Origin of the sequence: Clostridium rhizosphaerae (assembly GCF_016765585.1) — a bacterium.
Classification (GTDB): Bacteria; Bacillota; Clostridia; order Clostridiales; family Clostridiaceae; genus Clostridium_AT; species Clostridium_AT rhizosphaerae.
In genome coordinates this window covers 175,491-192,738 of the sequence record NZ_JAESWC010000001.1, presented here as the reverse complement: position 1 = coordinate 192,738, position 17,248 = coordinate 175,491, and the positions used below count along the sequence as shown (strand labels likewise).

General features: G+C 35.2%; 20 protein-coding genes and 1 pseudogene. 17 read left to right on the top strand and 4 right to left on the bottom strand.

Features of this window, described 5'->3' with window-relative positions; translation table 11 throughout:
* Window positions 1-50: 50 nt before the first annotated feature.
* The 3 genes from JK636_RS00950 to JK636_RS00940 are packed head-to-tail and all read right to left on the bottom strand — an operon-like array spanning window position 51 to window position 943.
* Complete coding sequence (locus JK636_RS00950; protein ID WP_202746961.1) at window positions 51-248, bottom strand: hypothetical protein; 198 nt, start codon at window positions 246-248, stop codon at window positions 51-53.
* Window positions 249-257: 9 nt separating this feature from the next.
* Window positions 258-737, bottom strand: coding sequence for a DUF6442 family protein (locus JK636_RS00945; RefSeq protein ID WP_202746960.1), 480 nt, complete (start codon window positions 735-737; stop codon window positions 258-260).
* Window positions 734-943 (bottom strand): helix-turn-helix transcriptional regulator, encoded by a 210-nt coding sequence (locus JK636_RS00940; RefSeq protein ID WP_202746959.1) that lies wholly within the window; start codon window positions 941-943, stop codon window positions 734-736. Before JK636_RS00940 ends, JK636_RS00945 begins: the two co-directional genes overlap by 4 nt.
* A 350-nt stretch (window positions 944-1,293) precedes the next feature.
* On the opposite strand from JK636_RS00940, the gene JK636_RS00935 reads away from it, so the two are divergent.
* Window positions 1,294-2,214, top strand: coding sequence for a TraB/GumN family protein (locus tag JK636_RS00935; RefSeq protein ID WP_202746958.1), 921 nt, complete (start codon window positions 1,294-1,296; stop codon window positions 2,212-2,214).
* 87 nt (window positions 2,215-2,301) lie between these two features.
* On the opposite strand, the gene JK636_RS00930 is transcribed toward JK636_RS00935, so the two are convergent.
* Window positions 2,302-3,060: a DUF975 family protein gene (locus JK636_RS00930; protein ID WP_202746957.1), complete on the bottom strand. Its 759-nt coding sequence runs from the start codon at window positions 3,058-3,060 to the stop codon at window positions 2,302-2,304.
* A gap of 613 nt (window positions 3,061-3,673) precedes the next feature.
* On the opposite strand from JK636_RS00930, the gene JK636_RS00925 reads away from it, so the two are divergent.
* The 16 genes and pseudogenes from JK636_RS00925 to JK636_RS00850 all read left to right on the top strand — a co-directional run bounded on the left by JK636_RS00925 (window position 3,674) and on the right by JK636_RS00850 (window position 17,031).
* Window positions 3,674-4,111, top strand: coding sequence for a hypothetical protein (locus tag JK636_RS00925; RefSeq protein WP_202746956.1), 438 nt, complete (start codon window positions 3,674-3,676; stop codon window positions 4,109-4,111).
* Window positions 4,112-4,333: 222 nt separating this feature from the next.
* On the top strand, window positions 4,334-5,188 hold the full coding sequence (locus tag JK636_RS00920; protein ID WP_202746955.1) for a nitroreductase family protein: 855 nt from the start codon (window positions 4,334-4,336) through the stop codon (window positions 5,186-5,188).
* A gap of 55 nt (window positions 5,189-5,243) precedes the next feature.
* Window positions 5,244-5,552, top strand: a complete 309-nt coding sequence (locus JK636_RS00915; RefSeq protein WP_202746954.1) for a hypothetical protein — start codon at window positions 5,244-5,246, stop codon at window positions 5,550-5,552.
* A gap of 80 nt (window positions 5,553-5,632) precedes the next feature.
* Entirely contained in the window at window positions 5,633-5,860 is a 228-nt protein-coding gene (locus tag JK636_RS00910; RefSeq protein WP_202746953.1) for a hypothetical protein, read from the top strand.
* Window positions 5,861-5,979: 119 nt separating this feature from the next.
* Entirely contained in the window at window positions 5,980-6,126 is a 147-nt protein-coding gene (locus JK636_RS00905; protein WP_202747405.1) for a hypothetical protein, read from the top strand.
* A pseudogene (locus JK636_RS00900) lies at window positions 6,117-6,215 on the top strand (winged helix-turn-helix domain-containing protein); the annotation flags it as partial. The gene JK636_RS00905 and the pseudogene JK636_RS00900, both read left to right, overlap by 10 nt.
* A 303-nt stretch (window positions 6,216-6,518) precedes the next feature.
* On the top strand, window positions 6,519-8,114 hold the full coding sequence (locus JK636_RS00895; protein ID WP_202746952.1) for a serine hydrolase: 1,596 nt from the start codon (window positions 6,519-6,521) through the stop codon (window positions 8,112-8,114).
* Between the two features lie 173 nt (window positions 8,115-8,287).
* The gene (gene yhfZ / locus JK636_RS00890) at window positions 8,288-9,214 is read left to right on the top strand and encodes a GntR family transcriptional regulator YhfZ (RefSeq protein WP_202746951.1); all 927 of its coding nucleotides are present in this window, start codon (window positions 8,288-8,290) and stop codon (window positions 9,212-9,214) included.
* A gap of 36 nt (window positions 9,215-9,250) precedes the next feature.
* Window positions 9,251-9,619 carry a PRD domain-containing protein gene (locus JK636_RS00885; protein WP_202746950.1) on the top strand — a complete coding sequence of 123 codons (369 nt, stop codon included), beginning with the start codon at window positions 9,251-9,253 and terminating at the stop codon, window positions 9,617-9,619.
* 25 nt (window positions 9,620-9,644) lie between these two features.
* Window positions 9,645-10,004, top strand: coding sequence for a DUF2620 domain-containing protein (locus tag JK636_RS00880; RefSeq protein ID WP_202746949.1), 360 nt, complete (start codon window positions 9,645-9,647; stop codon window positions 10,002-10,004).
* Between the two features lie 17 nt (window positions 10,005-10,021).
* Window positions 10,022-11,314 (top strand): YhfT family protein, encoded by a 1,293-nt coding sequence (locus tag JK636_RS00875; RefSeq protein WP_202746948.1) that lies wholly within the window; start codon window positions 10,022-10,024, stop codon window positions 11,312-11,314.
* Between the two features lie 76 nt (window positions 11,315-11,390).
* On the top strand, window positions 11,391-12,506 hold the full coding sequence (locus tag JK636_RS00870) for an amidase (RefSeq protein WP_202746947.1): 1,116 nt from the start codon (window positions 11,391-11,393) through the stop codon (window positions 12,504-12,506).
* Between the two features lie 2 nt (window positions 12,507-12,508).
* Window positions 12,509-13,387, top strand: a complete 879-nt coding sequence (locus JK636_RS00865) for a phosphotriesterase family protein (RefSeq protein ID WP_202746946.1) — start codon at window positions 12,509-12,511, stop codon at window positions 13,385-13,387.
* A gap of 170 nt (window positions 13,388-13,557) precedes the next feature.
* The gene (locus tag JK636_RS00860; RefSeq protein ID WP_202746945.1) at window positions 13,558-14,649 is read left to right on the top strand and encodes an aminotransferase class V-fold PLP-dependent enzyme; all 1,092 of its coding nucleotides are present in this window, start codon (window positions 13,558-13,560) and stop codon (window positions 14,647-14,649) included.
* 19 nt (window positions 14,650-14,668) lie between these two features.
* Window positions 14,669-15,853 carry a YhfX family PLP-dependent enzyme gene (locus JK636_RS00855; protein ID WP_202746944.1) on the top strand — a complete coding sequence of 395 codons (1,185 nt, stop codon included), beginning with the start codon at window positions 14,669-14,671 and terminating at the stop codon, window positions 15,851-15,853.
* Entirely contained in the window at window positions 15,838-17,031 is a 1,194-nt protein-coding gene (locus JK636_RS00850; RefSeq protein ID WP_202746943.1) for a phosphopentomutase, read from the top strand. Before JK636_RS00855 ends, JK636_RS00850 begins: the two co-directional genes overlap by 16 nt.
* The last annotated feature ends 217 nt before the right edge of the window (window positions 17,032-17,248 follow it).

Genomic DNA, 17,248 nt, shown 5'->3' with positions numbered 1-17,248 from the left:
AAATGGCTGCTCTCTTCTAGGAAGGGAGCAGCCATTTTTAATTATTAGTCTTATCTGCTAAAGGGATTTTTATGCTTTCCTAAACACCAGCCTGAATAAGCGGTTCCTATTAGCATTAGTGAAACTGAGACTATAAACATAGGATAAGCAACTGCATCACTAATTTTTACATAATGGTTTGCTAGCTTATATATTAGAAAAACAAATAGGCCAACAATTGAACAAAAACTCAATATTTTATTTTTCATAATACTGCCTCACATTTTACCATTGTAGTACTTATAGGCTATTGCATAAGCTATTATGAAGGTAAAGATAACAAACATAAAAGCTTGGAATAATATTTGATTAAATAGTCCACCTATTAATGCAATTGCATATATCACTATAATTATTACATAAGTGGCAGTGCGAAGAGCTCTATTTCCAATTTCCTGAATTCTCTCATCAGTATTACTAAGTCGGCTTTCCTTTAACTTATCCTCGTTACCAAGCAGAAGTTTGTTCTTTATCCATAAAATTATTCCTCCTACAAAAAGACCTGTGCCAACTCCGGTATAAACGCCAAGCATATGCTCATTAATTGAAAGCTTTAAATAAGATTCTGCTCCAAAACCGACTAGTGCAGTTATAAAACCTATAATGATTAATAACACCATAGTTCTCATGCGTTTTTTAATAACTTCCCTATACTCATCATTAGTTTTTGCTGTAGTTGTGCAAAAAATTTCTTTCATAAATTCTCATCCTCCTTATCGAAAATAAATACGTCTTCAATAGAAACTCCAAAAAACTGAGCAACCTTATGTGCCAGAACCAATGATGCATTATATTTTCCGTTCTCTAAAGATATTATTGTCTGCCTTGTTACATTGACTGCATCTGCAAGCTCACTTTGAGTTACTTTTCTTGCTTTCCGCAAATCCTGTATTTTAGTCTGCAAATTATCACTACCTTTCAAAAGTATAGTAAGCTTTACATTTATAGTATAGTATGCTTTACATTTAGTGTCAAGTGGGCTTTACATTTAATTTTAAATTAATTAGACAAATCATTTGACAATAAGTGAGAGTTTTACTGATTTGATATTAGAATTTTGATGTGCTTGTCACGCGTATAGTCATCAATAAAAGAAGATAAGGTGAGATTAAGCATGCTAACGCTTTGATGTAGACTAAGATTATCCATATTTTATCAATTATAACCACATAGTAAGTTTTACTATATATTATTGTAAGTATTATAATGTACTTATTAATGTTAATGTTAACTATATTGTATGGGGGAAAATTTATGAAAAAGAAAAGGATATTTTTAATTATTTCTATTATCTTTGTAATGCTTGTAACGCTGCTCACCGGATGTAAGTCAAATCAGACTTCAGGTGATCTTACGCCATTGGGAGAGAAGAAATATGGGGATGTAAAGGGGTGTATATGGGAAATCAAAAATGATAAGGCTACTGTATATCTATTTGGATCAATACACATAGCGCAAAAGGATATGTATCCCTTTGAAAAAACAGTAGAAGATGCTTTTAGAAGTTCAAACAACCTTGTTGTTGAGGTCGATGCTAATAAAAGTGCTAATACAAATAAGTCACAAAGCAAGATGCTTTATTCTAAAAATGATGATGTTTATAATCATATTTCAAAAGAGGGAAATGAAAAACTTGATACCTTTACTAAGGAGCTTGGGATGGACATGAATAACCTAAAGAAGATGAAGCTTTGGGTGATTGAATCTACTATTATGCAAGCTCAGCTGAAAAAGTCAGGCTATTCTTCAGAAGCTGGAGTTGACTCATATTTCTTAAATGAAGCTCAAAATAGGAAGAAGATATTGGAACTTGAAAGTGTGGACTTTCAGCTCGATTTGCTAAATAGTTTTACTGATGAACAGCAGGAAAAGTTGTTTTTTTCAGACATTAAGTATTTAGCTGAAAGCAATGATAATTTTAAGAAACTTTATGATGCTTATAAAGCTGGAGATGAAAATGCTTTGATTAACTTAAATGTAGATTCTAATAAGCAAGATCCCGAAATCTATCAAAAAATGATTGTGGATAGAAATATAGGCATGGCTAATAAAATAGATGGATATCTAAAGACTAATGACAGCTACTTTGTTGTGGCAGGACTCGGGCATTTCATTGGCGATGATTCTGTGGTTAAACTTTTGGAGAAGAAAGGGTATACTGTCACAAGGAAATAAGCATGAAAATGTAATTAGCTGATTTTTATAATGTAAATAAAAAATGCTTAGTGATGCCAGCACTAAACATTTTTAGATTATTTATTGTTACCATATATTATTATTAACAGTGATTGGATTACTTAATAATAAATCTTCACTGATGCATAAGTTGCTTTCTAAAGCATTTTTTCTTAATATCAAATACAACTCGGCATCTGTAGCATTCTCATAAGGCATTACAAACAATATGCCTATTCCAAAAGCTAATGCACCTAACAAATACCATCCGATAAAGGATAAGTCTAATACAAACATATCAAATTTGTAGCCCATAGTCATTTCATTACTTAGAGCAATGGCTTTTTTTACACCGATGTTAGGATTGTCTGCAAGAATATATGGCACCATACTGTAAGCATAGGATTTTATGATACCTGGTATTATTAATAGCAGACTCCAAAGGAAAATGAAAATATTTTTTAAAAGCATTGTCTTTACTATTTGCATATAGTTTTCCTGATCAAAACTGAAACTAAAGCATCTTTTATTATCTCTGTATTGAGCAGATTGAACAAAATATCGTCTTCCGCCTACTTCTAAGCAATACCCGATAAAAATACGAAGAGCAATTATTACTAAAGCCCCAACCAATACCATAGTTAAAAGATCCCAGTTTACATAATTACCATTATGGATATTTGAGTAAAAAGATTCTCTTGAATCTCTAGAGTGTGAGCCTCCGCCTCCGCCCCAGCCATCGTTGGCGCCAGCTAAGGCCATGACTATACTAACTCCAAATGCACTCCAATAAATCCTGCTTAAAACCGTTTTAGCTCTGTCCTTTAATTCTTTTCTAGACCACATATAAATCCCCTCAATATTTATTAATTTATTACTTTTACATTTTAATAACAAGCTAAATATAAAAGCAATTATTATAAATATATTATAGGTTATATTATACTATATAACAAGTTAATTAAATTTACATATTTGGTTTTGATGGCTTACTTTGTATGACAGATACACTTAAGCTCAGTATTACATAGAATTACTTGCATTTTCTTATTACTCCTTATTAAAACAAAATATTTTAGCGATGATATTTGATTAATAAAAAAGAGCTCTAATATGAGCTCATAAAACATCTGCTTTACTGGCAACTTTTATAAAGGTTTTCTTATATTATTAAAACCAAACCCCATGAAGGCAGTGATTAAACACATAACACCTACTATAAAAACCAGACACCACGCCAATGAAGGGGTGATTTTAATGTGTTTTCTTACTTTTGCTTCTAAAACTACTGTTTTTGTATAGCAGAAGTTTGTATTAAAAAACAATAACAATAACTTTACTTTTAGGACACTTCTAGCTAGAAATGTATGGTATAATTTGGTTGGAGAGTATTATAAGTTAGCTGTTGATGGATTGTAATTAAGTTTATACAGTTATTTTTATTGGGGAGGGTATAAAAATGAAAGTGGTTTATCGCTTTTTATTTGCATTACAACTATTTGTAGGGATTGGAGCTATTGGTGGAGGTATGATGGCTATTCTTAATCCCCAAGGGCCAGGAGGAATGCCGGCAGATGCGTTGAAAAATTCGCCTTTTAATAATTATCTTATTCCAGGTATTATTTTGTTTAGTGTTATAGGGCTTGGCAGCATCTTTAGTTCTGTAATGATTTATCTTAGGTCAAAATTTATTGGTTATATAAGCAGTGTGTTTAGCTGGGCTTTAGTAATTTGGATTATTGTTCAATGCATAATGCTCAATGCTGTAGTCTCACTGCATGTTATATTTTTTATCATTGGATTAGTCGAAGCTGCTTTGTCAGCAGCAATACTATTTGAGCAGAGGTTGTTTCCTGCAAATATAATTTTAAGATTTTATAAACGAATGAAAGAATAATTAAGTATAAAATAAGTTCAATCGGAGCTGCCTTCAGGAATGCTGCAAATACTTGATTAGACATGCCGCGCGTTTTACTAGAGATTAATATACAAAAGAAATTATTAAGTCAAAGACCTCAGGCGCTTAATTTTCTGTCTGATTACTTTAAAACTTGATATTTATATTTGTTGAATATAATATTATATATATTTAAATAACCAGAGAAATGGAGAGGTATTAATGGAAAATAGTATGATTTTTAATAAACCGGTCACAGAGATAATAAAGAAAAGAATATCAGTTAGATCTTATGACTCAAAAGCTATGGATAGCAGCTTAAAAAGCAGCTTGGAAGAGTGTCTTATAAACTTAAAGGGACCTTTTGATTCTAAGGTTCGCTATAAGCTTGTAGACATTAAAGATTTTGAAAGCAAGGATGTTAAGCTTGGCACCTATGGAATTATACGAGGTGTATCCTCCTTTGTAGCAACATCAATTAATAATGAGGGAATGAGTTTGGAGCAGCTTGGCTATGAACTGGAGCAATTTGTTTTATATGCAACTTCTATAGGTCTTGGAACCTGCTGGCTTGGAGGGACTTTTAAAAAGGGAGAATTTGCAAAAGCGATGGAGCTAAAAGGAAATGAAATTTTACCTATAGTAACACCAATAGGCTACCCTAGAGAAAAGGAAGGAGTAATAGGTTCTTTAATGAGAACTGTAGCAGGTTCAAAGAACAGAAAAAGCTTTGAAGAATTGTTCTATAATGAAAGCTTCGATAAGACTTTGACAGAAAGTGAAGCCGGAGTTTATAAAGATGCTTTAGAAATGGTAAAACTTGCTCCTTCAGCTTCAAACAAGCAGCCTTGGAGAATAGTAAAAGAAGGGGACAGCCTTCATATCTATATTAAACATACACCAGGTTACAGCAAGGGTATGGGATTCGATATGCAGAGAGTAGATATTGGGATTGCTATGTGCCATCTTGATTTAACTTTAAAAGAAGCTGGTATTAACGGAAGCTTTAAGAAGGTTCAGCCTGACATTAAAGCTTTGGACGAAAATACAGAATATGTAGTCAGCTGGGTAAAATAATTCTTCTCAATTAATAACTGTAAGGTATTATTAAGTTATATAAGGTGGTTGAAGGGTGAGATTTAATAAAAAGGTATTGGAAATTTTAGATTCAGTAGAAAACTTAGAGGATGAGTTTGAGGATATACTGGAATTATCTAAGAATTGCAGATTTTCTAACTGTACTCATACTATTGAACCTGGCTGCGCAGTTAAAGAAGCAGTTTCAGTAGGGATCTTGTCTGAGGAAAGGTTTAATTACTATTACAGAGTTAAGAACGAGGGAGAATATGTTTCAGAGCAAAGGAATAAAACCAAGGCTATTGACTATATGAAGCAAAAGAAGCTTTTTTACAAAGCAAAGGATGCTGCAGCTAAGAAATAAATAGATGCTGACAGGAAATCCCATTTGATTTTATATTCCAGTATGTTATAATTTGGTAAATAAGTATTGGGGATGGTTTTGTGTCAGAAGACAAGGGAAAAGAAGTATCGGAACAGACAAGAAGAAACTACTCGGGAATTCATGCTATGACAGGCAATATCGTTAAAGAAAAGTCTAACAGAGCTTCAAAACACTATGATGAAAATGAAGTTAAGAATCCAATCAAGGCTGTTGGAATTCTTGCAGGAGCTACTCTAATTTTAATTGCTGCAGTTTATGTTTTATATCATATTATTTTGTTATTTTAAATTAAGTTATTATGCTAGTTAAAATCAATAGCATTATTTACAAATAGAAAAACTCTAGTAATCATGCTAACTTATCATTAAAAAAGCACGCCCAATCTTAATGATAGGAGGAAGCATATATGCTAGAGTTTTACACTGAAGATTCTACTACAGTTATAGAAAATTTAAAAGATTTATTTCTAAGCCCCTGTAGTCAAACTGGATTCAAGAGAACCCGCAGAGCATTGTATAAAGGCACGGAACTAATAAGATATAAATTCATATAGCAAGATTAAGAAATAAGATAGAATCGGATATATCTAATCCGCAGTATATTGAGACTGTATGGGTAGCGGGATATAGATTCATAGTATAGATATAAAAGGTTAAGGGGATATTGAGATAAGAATATGGAGGACAGGCTTGCGTGTTAAGTGATATATTTATAAATCGGGATGAATGGGCTGTACTTTAAGCTGTATTATGGGCTTTGAGTACAGTCTTTTGTTTTTGCATAACAACATTAATAAATATAAACATAGAGTTATTCCAATAAGTTTGTAAAAAAAAGAGTTAGGGTCATTAATTTTAAGAATGACTCATAAATATGTTATAGGAGTATATCTCCTTTATCAAAGTACAAAATTTTGTACGATAGAAATTTTTAGGGGGAAAGGGAATGTTAAAGAAAAAGGTTATTGGTCTTTTAGTAGCTGCTGCACTAGTCCTTACAACTTCTGTAGCTACACCTTCTCATGCTGGAACTGCAAATACAAATGATTTCTCAAAATTGTCAGGTCAGATTGTAGTTAGCTTGGATCGAGAGAACACACAGTATTCAGGCAAATTTCTAGGACACAAAGGTGAAGGAAAGATATATATTCAGGATAAGCAAAAGGGAATTATGCTTTTGTATGTTAATGATCAGAAAGTAAACGTTTCACCGTATATTCATAAGCCCTCAGGGGAGGTAATTGAAGTTAATATAGGTCAATATGTCAATGAAGGTGAAAATAAAATAGAAATAAGAACAACAGGAAAAGACAGTACAAAGGTTGTTGTTCCGTATTTGACATTGAAGGATGGTGTACCATCTGAAGCAGGCATGAATAGCGATATATTAAATAAAATAGATTCTGCAGTAAATGATGGCATAAATAGCGGAATTACTCCCGGAGCAGTAGTGCTAGTTGCTAGAAACGGTATTATCGTTAAGAATGCCGCTTATGGTTATGCGCAAAAATATGATATGGGAAAGTTATTAGATAATCCTAGAGTGATGACAACCGATACGCTTTTCGATATGGCTTCATGTACCAAGGTAATGGCGACAACACAGGCCATAATGAAATTAGTTTCGGAAGGTAAGTTAAATGTTGATGATACGGTTACTAAGTATATACCCGAATTTGCAAAGAATGGAAAAGAAAATGTAAAAATTAAAGATTTGCTGACTCATACCTCTGGACTGACACCTTGGAAGCCAACCTGGTATTATGGTAATACCCCAGCGGATGAATTGAAGTTTATTTGCAACCTTCCTTTGGAGTATCCAACTGGATCACAGTATAAATATAGCGACTTTAGCTTTATGACACTAGGGTTTGTAGTTGAAAAAATAACAGGACAGACCTTAGATCAGTATGTGGAGAATAAAATTTACTCACCTCTTGGAATGAAGGACAGCATGTTTACTCCTCCGGTAAGTCTAAGAGATAGAATAGCAGCTACCTCTTGGGGAAATCCATATGAAGAGAATATGGTAAAGACAGGCAAGCCGTATCCTGTAGATGTTAATTTTGAAGATTTTACTCAATGGAGAAAATATACACTAGTTGGTGAAGTTAATGATGGAAACAGCTTTTATGCAAATGGTGGTGTAGCAGGGCACGCAGGCTTATTCTCAACTACAGGAGATTTGGCTGTATTAGGTCAGGCAATGCTTAACGGTGGCGGCTATGATACAACAAAGGTATATGATAAAGCTGTTATTGATGAGTTTGCTACACGTCATTACAGCAACCGGGGATATGGTTTTGAGTTTGATATGTCCTATATGGGTTCCTTTATGGAGGGAGGTAAGCCTTCATCAACTGCTTTTGGACACAATGGTTTCACAGGAACACACGTTATATTCGACCCTCAATATAATCTCCAAATCATCGTTCTTACTAATAAGCAAAATAATGGTTTAAATAGCAAGCAGTCATATCCAAGCACATTTACTTTCTGTAAAAATATTTCTAACTTAGTTTACCAATCCATTAATAATTAAACAAAATAAAAATAGGGTTGTTGCAAAACACCATAAATCTTCCGTGTTTTGCAACAGCCCTTAATTTTTTATTTTGATACCAATGACATAAATTTTAGTAATTAATCAGCTCATTTATTCATAGACATATTACTAGAAAACAAAATACAAAATTTTGTACATTAGGTGATTAAATGAATTCAGATGTAAAACTTATGCAAAAGAGCGGCATGGTAACTATAAACATAGCAAAAGAGCTTTTGACATTAAAGGAAGGGGACAGGATAGGAACGGTAAGGGACTATTCCGAGAAGTTTGAGGTTGCAAGAGGTACTGTTCAGGCTGCAATAAAGCTACTGGAAAAAAGCAGAGCTATAGGACTTGAGCCAAGAGGACATTTAGGAACCTTTATTACATCAATAGACTATGAGAAGCTTTGCGAGTTTGCGGATATAGGTACAATAATGGGGGTAATGCCTCTACCATATTCAAAGCTTTATGAAGGGCTTGCAACAGGATTGTATAAATCTGTGGAGGATAAAAAAATTTCCTTTGGTCTTGCCTATATGAGAGGGGCGGAAACAAGACTTAGAGCTCTAGAAAAAGGAAGATATGACTTTGCAATAGTATCAAAGCTGGCAGCTCTGCAGGGAGTAAAAGAGAATATAAATTTGGAAGTAGCAATGAAGTTTGGCAAATATAGTTATGTTAATGAGCATGTAATTGCTTTTGGCGACAGCAGTAAAAAGCTTATCGAAGATGGTATGAAGGTTGGAATAGACAAGAGCTCCATTGATCATTACATTTTAACTTTAAATCAATGTATAGGTAAAAATATTCAATTGGTTGAGATGCCCTATAATCAAATAATTTCTAAGCTGCTTAACAGAGAAATTGATGCGGCTGTATGGAATCTGGATGAGATTATTGAAAGAAAAATCAATATCAAATATTGCCCTTTAAACGAAAATAACTATGAAAAAAATGATACAGAAGCTGTTCTGGTCGTTTGCAGTGGAAATGAGCTTATAACAAAGATATTAAAGCAGTTTATAAGTGATGCTAAGGTTATTAATTATCAAAGACAAGTTATAAAAGGTGAAATAATCCCTAATTATTAGCTTAAAAATAAGTAATACGTAATGCGGAGGACTAAAATGGATTTGAATTTTAGATTAGAAATACTTAAAAACAGTAGTCAGATAAGCGACGATACCATGAATAAAATGCTGCAAACCATTGAAGTAATTGATAAGCTTTGCGGCATAAAACTTAATGAGGAAAATGGTTCAATGCTCATTACCCATATGGCAATTGCTATCGAAAGAATTAAAAAGGAGGAGTTTATTGAATTTCAGGATGAGGATATGCATGGGCAAATCAAAGCGCATCATAAGTTTTACATAGCTGAAAAAGTACTTTGTGAACTTGAAAAAAATTTAAAGATACATTTTCAAAAAGGAGAACAATGGTTTATTTTAATGCATCTTTGCGCTTTACTTGGCGGGGATGATGTAAAGGTTTAAACAAATCTTTGAGGGGGAGTTTTAAATGCTGAGGATTGTAGTCGGAGGACAAATTGACAAGGACATGGTGGCTGGGATTATTAAAAAAATAGGAGGTGATAAAGTAACAGTTGTAATTAAATCGGATATTGAAGCTGCTCTTGCGATAAAAACCAATCAAGCTGATTACTATTTCGGTGCCTGCAACACAGGGGGTGGCGGAGCTCTAGCAATGGCTATTGCACTATTAGGCTATAACCAGTGTGCAACAGTATCAATGCCTGGGAAGATAAGAAGCGATGAAGAAATAGTAAAGGAAATAGAAAAGGGAAAGAAAGCCTTCGGGTTTACTCCGGAGCATGCTGAACAGGTTATTCCTGTTATCATGAATAAAATATTAGGTTAATTAAAGGGGGAAAGGTTATGAAGTATGTATTAATGGCTTTGATTGGAGCTTTAGCTTCAATTTTAGCGAACAAAGGTGTAGCAGTCTTCAATGATGGACTTAGGCCTATTATGCCTGAATACCTGGAAGGAAGAATGGACAAAAAGGCGCTGGCAGCAACAAGCTTTGCATTAAGCTTTGGACTTGTTATAGGCTTTGGACTCCCAATGTCCGTAGCAGCAGCAATTATATTAATTCATAGTATACTTCTGGGAACTGATATTATAGGTACTTGGATTCCTTCAGGCAGGAAGGGTGTTATCGCATCAGGTATTGTGGGTGCGGTTTATGGTGTTGGTATAGCAGTTGGCTTAAAGTTTGTCGTAGACCTGTTTGCTAAATTGCCAGTAAACTTTTTATCTCAATTAGGCACAGTAGGTACTCCTATAGTTGCAGCCTTTGCTGCATTCCCAGCTTTGGTTGTGGCTTATCAATATGGCTTTAAGAAAGGCGGAATTACTCTTGTAGTAACCTTCGTAATTAGACAGATAGTTCAATACTATGGAAGCTTTAATATAGGAACAGCAAAAGTAGCTTTAAATCCAGAAGGTATGGCCCTCTTAGCCGGTATGATTGTTATGCTTGCATTTGCAATTAAGGAAAAACCAGATCCAAAGGCGCAAACTGTAGATTTGACAGCTCTGTTTAGCGAAAGAGTTAAAAGAATAAGAAAGAATATACCTTACCTTGCTGTAATGGGTGGACTTGTTTCAGCAGCTACAAGCTTATCTTTAGTTGCCGGAGATCCTATATCCCTAAATTTACTGGCTAAAGGCAAAAATGTAGAAGCTGCTTTAACAGCTTTGGCTAGAGGAATAGGCTTTATTCCTTTAGTTGGAACTACAGCTATAGCAACAGGTGTATACGGACCTGTAGGAATGACCTTTGTATTTGTTGTTGGTCTTCTTGTTAAAAACCCCATACTTTCCTTTGTTTTAGGTGCTGTTGTTATTACACTTGAAGTTTTATTACTCGATGCACTTGCTAAGCTTCTTGATAGGTTCCCAGGCGTTAGAAAATGCGGGGATAATATTAGAACAGCCATGTCAAAGCTCCTTGAAATAGCATTGCTTGTAGGCGGAATGATGGCTGCTCATGCTATGGCTCCAAACTTCGGCTTCCTTGTAGTAGGCGGTTTGTATCTATTAAATAAGACTTCTAAGAAAGCAGTTGTTGATATGGCAGTAGGACCTATCGGAGCAATTCTGGTAGGAGTGTTAATAAACATTTTATATCTTGTAGGATTATATTTACCACCTGCAGCTAAATAAAGCTAATAAACTATAGAATACATTATAAAGGAGGCTTAGTGCCTCCTTTGATAAATAATTTTGAGTGGAGTGAAAAATGAAAGAAGACGTACTTGAACAATATCTTAAAATAGCAAAAGGAACTTTAAAAGCAAGAGAGCTTTTAGGAAAAACTGTTGTAAGCATTAATGAGGATTTATTAATTCAGGAAGCGGAAAGCTTGAAGATAAAAGATAGGTTGATAACAGTAGGGGTAAAAAATACAAAGCAGATAGATAGATTATATGTAAAAAGATTAATAGATACTGAAGATTTTATATGGCATACCATTGACGGCATGTCAGATGGAGGAAGGGCGATAGATATAAACCTTATCAATCCTATCACAGGAAGAGTTATGACTGGTTCTTCCAGCGCCTCGGCTATCAATGTGCTTTATGGCATTAATGACTTGGGCATTGGGACAGATGGAGGCGGTTCAGTACTAGCACCGGCTTTAAGCTTGAATTTGTTTTCTATCATGGCAAAGGGTCTAGGCTTAAAAGGTTCGGACGAAAAGGTTTCTACAGACAATATATCCTTTGTTCCTGGGATTGGAGTAATAAGCCATTCCTTTAAAATAGCGAAAAAAAGCATCTTAAGCATGCTGAATATAGAGGACAAGCTAGAAATTAACAAACAAATTAAAATTGCAGTTTGTACTAGGAAAAATACTATCCTTCCAACAAAAGAAGACATGAGAGAAAAGTTAGCACCAATAATTAGAAAAATAGAGAGCCTCGGAATTGAGATTAATGAGGAGAATTTTCCGGATTTTGAAAACAGGGAAGAAGCTATTAAAAGAGTTAAGGAATTATACAAAAATTATTCCATGCTCATAACCTATGAGGGGCCAGTAGATTTATTAGGCACTGGAGATTCTGTCTTTGGGATGCTGGGAAGCTTTGCAAAATCACTACAAAATCAATCGGGAAAATACATGGTAAAGATAGCAAACATGGTTAATGCTACAGCTATAACCATACCCTCTGACGAAGTTTCCTCAGGAGTAGTTATTTGTGCAAGAGATGGAATTGAGGATGGCCTCTCTGCTTTAAAGCTGGCAGAGCAATTAAAAGACATTTATGAAATGCCTGTTTTATATAAAAATTATTTTGAAGAGTCATATAGGAGAAGGAAGGACAATATTATATTTTCTTTGAGAGGAGTTTAGACATGAAGTTAAAGGAAGGTATAACCTATATCCATGAGCATATAACCATTGATTTGTCAGGCATTAAGCAGGATTTAGACTGCCGGCTTGATTGTGAAAAGGAAACCATCGAGGAATTTATTAGACTAAAAAAACAGGGAACAGCAAATGTTGTTGATGTTACTAATAGAGGAATGGGAAGAAATATAGAATATGCATTAAGAGTACAGGAGGCAAGCGGAATAAATATCATTTTTTCAACAGGTTATTACAAGGAACCCTTTCTTCCTGAGGAAGTTTATAGGCTTTCAGAGAAGGAATTAAGCAGGATTATGTGTAATGAAATTCTTCATGGTATAGAAGGAAGTTCTGTAAAGGCAGAGTTAATTGGTGAAGTTGGAACAAGCCTTAATAGAATTACTGAGATGGAAGAGAAGGTATTAGAAGCAGCGGCCCGTACGCATTGTGAAGTAGGAAAGCCTATATCAACTCATACAACTCTTGGAACAGTAGCACTTGAACAGATAAACCTTTTTAAAAAATATAGAGTGGATTTAAATAAGGTTATTATTGGCCATGTTGATTTAAGTGGAGATATTGAATATATTTTAAGGATTATAGATTCAGGAGTATATGTCGCCTTTGATACAGTGGGAAAGATTAACTATATGCCTGAGGAAAAAAGGCTTGAAATGCTTAAGGAGATCTGTCGAAGAGGGCTTTCTGACAGAGTGATGATGTCAATGGATATAACACGAAAATCACATCTTAAGAATCAAAATGGACTGGGTTACGATTATTTATTAAATAGCTTTATTCCATATATAAAAGAAAACGGCATTAGTCAAGAGCATATAGACCTTATGACTAAGTATAATCCAGTTAAGTTTTTTGAGGGTTAAAGTCCTAAATGAATTTTAAGGAACAATTAGCGAGCAGAAGCGAGTAATCTTTAATTGCTCAGGCTTCCGACTGGAAGGAGGTTGAAGTCCTAAATGGACTTCAACGGGTAATCTGTGAGTGATAACGAACACTATAGATTACCCAGTGTTTCGAATGAAAGGAGAAAAAGATGAATACCTATCCACTAGAGTCTATTACCCTTGAACAGGCTAAAACACTTCAGTTTAAGCTAATTGATTTGATAACAAGTGAATTTAGAGGAAAAGAAATATTGTCCTTAGGAGACCTAGGGGTGACATCAGGTATAAACAAGCCTACAGCTACTTTAAAGGCGGAAAAGGTCCTAGCCAAATTTTTTGAAGCAGAGGAAGTAGTGTTAGTTAGAGGAGCAGGAACAGCAGCTATAAGATGGGGACTTTTAAGTATGATTAGACCGGGACAAAACCTTCTCGTACATGATGCTCCAATTTATCCTACAACTAAGGTTACTATTGACTCTATGGGACTTAACCTTATAAAAGCCGATTTTAACATCACTGATAATATATTGGAAGCTTTAAAGGTAAATAAGGTGAATGGAGTATTAATACAGTATACGAGGCAGAAAATTGATGACAGCTATGATATCACCAAAGTAATAGAAACAATAAAAGGCTTTGATAAAAGTCTGCCTATATTAACTGATGACAATTATGCTGTTATGAAGGTAAGAAACATTGGAGTTCAGTGCGGGGCTGAGCTTTCCGCCTTTTCCTTGTTTAAGCTTTTAGGGCCTGAAGGTATAGGCTGTGTTGTTGGCAGGAAGGAATATATAGATAAGATAATTAGCTGGAATTATTCAGGAGGCGGACAGGTTCAAGGACATGAGGCTATGGAACTATTAAGAGGGCTTGCATATGCTCCTGTGGCCCTTGCAATCCAAGCTGAGGTAAGCGAGGAAATAGTAAGAAGACTTAATAAGGGTGAAATTGAGGGAGTTAAAAATGCTTTCATAGCTAACGCACAGTCAAAGGTTGTGTTGGTAGAATTTGAAAAGGATATTGCAAAAGATGTACTTAGAGAAGCAGAGCTTCTAGGAGCTGCACCAAATCCAGTGGGAGCAGAATCCAAGTATGAATTTGTGCCTATGTTTTACAGGGTATCAGGTACCTTCAGAGCAGCAGATAAGGCCTTGGAAAACAGGATGATCAGAATAAACCCAATGAGAGCAGGAGCAGATGGCGTATTAAGGATATTAAATGAAGCGTTAGATAGAGTGTAGCTTAAAGGAGGCGGTAGATTTGTTTTTAGATGTAACCATGCGAAGAAATCCAAATTTAATGAAAGCAGCCTTTGAGTTACATCAGGAAGGCAAAATTAGCCCTGATACTTATGTTTTAGATTTAGATGCGATTATAATCAACGCGAAGAAAATAAAGTCTGAAGCTGATAATTACGGAGTAAAACTATATTTCATGACAAAGCAGTTTGGAAGAAATCCCTATGTAGCCAATGAGCTAATGAAGCTTGGATATGATGGGGCTGTAGCAGTAGATTTCAGAGAAGCAGAGGCTCTAGGAGAAGCCGGGGTTAAGCTTGGCCATGTCGGTCATTTGGTTCAAATCCCTTCTAATAGGATAGAAGGCATATTAATGAAAAGACCAGAAGTTATTACAGTTTACTCTTATGAAAAAGCAAGGGATATTTCAAAAGCTGCCCGCAGGCTTGGTATAAACCAAAAGCTTATGCTTCGAGTGCTGGATTACAATGATATCCTATATCCGGCCCAGTACGGCGGTTTTTATTTGGAAATCCTTGAACAGGAGGCAGGAAGAATAATGGAGCTTCCTAATATAGGCATACATGGAATAACAAGCTTTCCATGTTTCTTATATGATGAGGAGTCAAGGCAGATAAAAGAAACTCGAAATATAAACACAGTCTTAAAAGCTAAGGATATATTAGAAAAAAAGCTATCTATTAAGTTAGGCCAGGTAAATCTTCCATCAGCAACCTGCGTAAGCAGTATAAAGGAAATTGCTAAATTCGGTGGAACTCATGGAGAGCCGGGGCATGGGCTGCTTGGTACTACCCCTTTTCATGCAGCTAAGGATGAAGAGGAAATACCGGCTGTGGTCTATGTAAGCGAGGTTTCTCACAACTTGGATAATCATGGCTATATCTATGGGGGGGGGCATTACAGGCGCTCACATATGAAGGAAGCTTTAATAGGCAGCTCCTTTGAGGCTTCAAATAAATTCACATTAAGTGAAATGGACAGCCAGAGTATAGATTATTATTTAACCTTTAATGGCAATTCAAAGATTGGTAGTACTGCGGTGCTTGCTTTTAGAACTCAGATTTTTGTAACAAGAAGCGAGGTTGCCGTAATTAAAGGAGTGAAGGCTGGAAAACCCGAGCTTATAGGTATATATAGCAGCTTGGGTAAATCGATAAGGAGGGATGCTAAGTGGGCAGGTTTATAGTTATTGTCTTAGATGGTTTTGGTGTAGGATATACAGATGATGTTATGGAAGTAAGGCCCCAAGACTTAGGAGCTAACACTTTTCAGCATATACTGATGAAAGTTCCAGGTCTTAAGCTTCCCACACTAGAAAGAATGGGAGTAATGAATGCCTTGGGCAGCGAATCTAAAGAAATGAAATACAGTCCTAAGGCAACCTATGGAGTTTCCGGGCTGATGCATTTTGGAGCAGATACCTTTCAAGGGCATCAGGAAATCATGGGTACGAAGCCTAAAAGGCCAAAGATACAGCCTTTTTCAAAGGTTATTGATAGGGTGTATGAAGCATTGATTTCAGCAGGGTACAAAGTAGAATATGTGGGAGACAAACTAAAATTCCTGCTCGTAAACGGATGTGTAACCGTTGCGGATAACCTTGAGGCAGACTTAGGACAAATCTATAACCTCACCGCGGCCTTAGACCTTATAGATTATCAAGAAGTACTCAAAATTGGAAGGGTAGTTAGAGGCGCTGTTGATGTATCAAGGGTTATACCCTTCGGAGGAAAGAAAGTAACTGTTGATGATATATTTAAGGCGGTGGAGATAAAAGAAGATAAGTATATTGGAATAAATGCTCCTAAATCAGGAGTGTATAATGAAACCTACCAGGTTATTCATTTAGGCTATGGGGTTAATTCGGAAACGCAGGCTCCAACTATACTTGGCAGGGCAGGTATCCCTGTTGTACTTCTAGGAAAAGTTGCTGATATAGTTGAAAACAGATACGGAACCAGCATACCCTGTGTAGATACTGAAAAGGTTATGAAGTTTACAATTGAGGCTATAGAAGGAACTAATGATGGCTTTATATGTACCAATGTGCAGGAAACAGATCTTTCAGGACACGCTGAAGATCCTTACAGATATGCGGAAAAGCTTACTGTTGCAGATAAATATATAGGCGAAATAATAAAGTATATGAATAAAGAAGATATTTTAGTAATTATGGCTGATCACGGAAATGACCCAACCATAGGCCACAGCCACCATACAAGAGAAAAAGTACCGGTTTTGGTTCATGGCAGCAACTTTAAAAAAGGATTTATTGGATATAGGGGCAGTCTTTCTGATGTTGGTGCTACGGTGGTTGATTATTTTGGACTGAAAGGACTGGAGAATGGGCAGTCTTTTCTTTAAGTATAATCAAAAAATAAAAATTATTACATTTTTTCAGTTAAAGATAGTTGCAATTATTCAAGTTATAAAACCCAGTATAACGATTCAATATGTACCTCAGCTACAGATACTTGTTATAAACATAAAAAATTAATTAATAAGCAGCACTAGACTAAGTTAGATTAATCTAGTGCTGCTGATATTATTTATTTGCAAAACTACCTAAGTTCGCAGGAAT